Origin of the sequence: Fulvivirga sp. (assembly GCF_040220315.1) — a bacterium.
In the GTDB taxonomy this organism is placed as follows: Bacteria; Bacteroidota; Bacteroidia; order Cytophagales; family Cyclobacteriaceae; genus Fulvivirga.
Map to the genome: position 1 here is coordinate 1 of NZ_JAVJUY010000026.1, position 1883 is coordinate 1883.

Here is a 1883-nt window from a genome sequence, read left to right on the forward strand (position 1 = left end):
GGCCAGGAAGACAAGTGGATTCCGACGGAGGATGCCATGCGACTCCTGGGGATCAAGTCTAAAACAACTCTTCAAAAATTGAGAGACGAAGGGAAGATCCGGTTCGCCCAACCCCAGAAAAGGATCATACTTTATGACCGAGAATCGATCAATGAATATTTAGAAAAACATGCAAAAGAAACCTTTTAATTATGGAAGTATCAAAAGACTATCTCAAGGGATTTAACAGCGGCTACATAGTCCGAAAAAACCACCCGCTACTCATGAAAAAATTGCTGAATGGAGTCAAAGGTAATTCCGAATTGGTGCAGGGTCTTAAGGCTGGAGTATCCCAATTTGAAAAGGAAGTTGCCATCAATATCAATCAATTCAAACAGGGGACAAGATCCAAAGGTCATAGCAAGGGAAGTAACCTGGAGTTTTAAGAAGGGTTATAAAAATTATTGCGAACATGGCTAGAACAATCAGGCTCGAGAAGTACGAAGGAAATCCCAATGGTCCCTTTGAAACGATCTGGGTTGTGACTTCTGAGAATGGGTAATTACTTTAAAACAAAAGATCTGCAATGGAAGATTGATGAAAAGAGTAACAGGGTAAAACCAGATCTTAAATCAACAAAGCTGACACTGCTATCTAATGAAAATCATCTCAAGGTAACTGAACAATACCTCCGTACAGAAATAATAGAAAATGGAAAGCACCTGAAGCGATCCCCTGATGGTTCCTTTCATAATGCTTCTAAGTCTCCGTCTAAGTCTGTCAATAAGTCTATGAAAAAACAGAAAGAATGGAAATTTGAATTTGAGGAAGACGGTGAAAGGCTTAGCTTCACTTTAAGCGCATTATCAAAAGAGGATGCAATCAAAGAGTTCAGAGAGATGACTGAATCAGATCATTTGATTACGGATTTGAAAATCACAGAAATCAAAAGTAAATCCAAAGACCGGGGGATGTCGATGGGCATGTGAATTCTATCTCAATTATTACCCCATTTGATACGTCGAAAGGTCATAAGTTAGAAATCTAAGCATTGGCACTAAGTAAAAATTGCTTCCGTTTCTTAGATTGGTTACAGCTGAAACTCCGGAAAACAAGATAGGTGAAGTCTTAAAAGGAAATTTATAGTCCTTCGTTGCGAAAAGTTCCAAAAAATGGCACGTTTAGCGACGTAAAACTAAGTATTGGGGGGAGTATCTGAATAGAACAACTGTATCTTTAAGTATATTTTCTAAAACTGATTCTTTAATTAAATGGGTGAATGCTTAAGCATGTGCCCTTATTTCCCTAAAGAGTGTTCACATGCTTCATTCAAATAGAATTCAAAAAATTAAGCAGTTAAAGGACAAGATAAGCCAGGTAAAAAAGAGAGAATCACATCCGAATGATAATTACGGGCCAAAAAATAAAAAGGCACAATTAAAAAAGCTGGGTAATCAACTCAGATCTCTACAAGCTGTGCTTAAACACAGCAAAAGATCAACAAGTACAAGTATCAAGCCTATTTATACTCCTATGGGAAATCGAAGGTAGAACTAAATACCCTCTATTAATAAAACCATATTATATTTGTTATATAACATATGTAACATAATATGGCGGTTGGCGATTCTGGAAGAATAGTAATAGAAGTGGATCCACAATTCAAGAAAAAGTTTAGGAAAGCACTTGCGCTTAAGGAAATCACTCTTAAGGATTGGTTCGTAAAGCAAGCTGAAGAGTTTATCGAAAATAATCACCAATTAAAAATATTTGAAAAATGAGATTCTCAGGTCACGAATCATTTCAATGCCGATACTATTGGTTGAAGAAGGGGTATGATTATCTCTTAGAAGACGGGAACTTTAGTTCCAATGATGCTCCCGTAAAGCTTGGGGTTGGTAGAA

The 1883-nt window shown here is 37.1% G+C and carries 6 protein-coding genes; all 6 read left to right on the plus strand.

Going from position 1 to position 1883, the window contains the following annotated elements:
• A partial coding sequence (locus tag RLO81_RS00885) for a helix-turn-helix domain-containing protein (protein WP_350105864.1) occupies positions 1-189 on the plus strand: 189 nt, incomplete at its 5' end.
• A gap of 2 nt (positions 190-191) precedes the next feature.
• On the plus strand, positions 192-425 hold the full coding sequence (locus RLO81_RS00890) for a hypothetical protein (RefSeq protein WP_350105867.1): 234 nt from the start codon (positions 192-194) through the stop codon (positions 423-425).
• Positions 426-533: 108 nt separating this feature from the next.
• A complete protein-coding gene (locus RLO81_RS00895) occupies positions 534-968 on the plus strand; it encodes a hypothetical protein (RefSeq protein ID WP_350105870.1) in 435 nt (144 codons plus the stop codon).
• 331 nt (positions 969-1299) lie between these two features.
• Positions 1300-1530 carry a hypothetical protein gene (locus RLO81_RS00900; protein ID WP_350105873.1) on the plus strand — a complete coding sequence of 77 codons (231 nt, stop codon included), beginning with the start codon at positions 1300-1302 and terminating at the stop codon, positions 1528-1530.
• Between the two features lie 62 nt (positions 1531-1592).
• Complete coding sequence (locus tag RLO81_RS00905) at positions 1593-1760, plus strand: hypothetical protein (RefSeq protein ID WP_350105876.1); 168 nt, start codon at positions 1593-1595, stop codon at positions 1758-1760.
• The coding region (locus tag RLO81_RS00910) for a DUF4007 family protein (protein WP_350105879.1) at positions 1757-1883 on the plus strand (127 nt) is incomplete at its 3' end. The genes RLO81_RS00905 and RLO81_RS00910, both read left to right, overlap by 4 nt.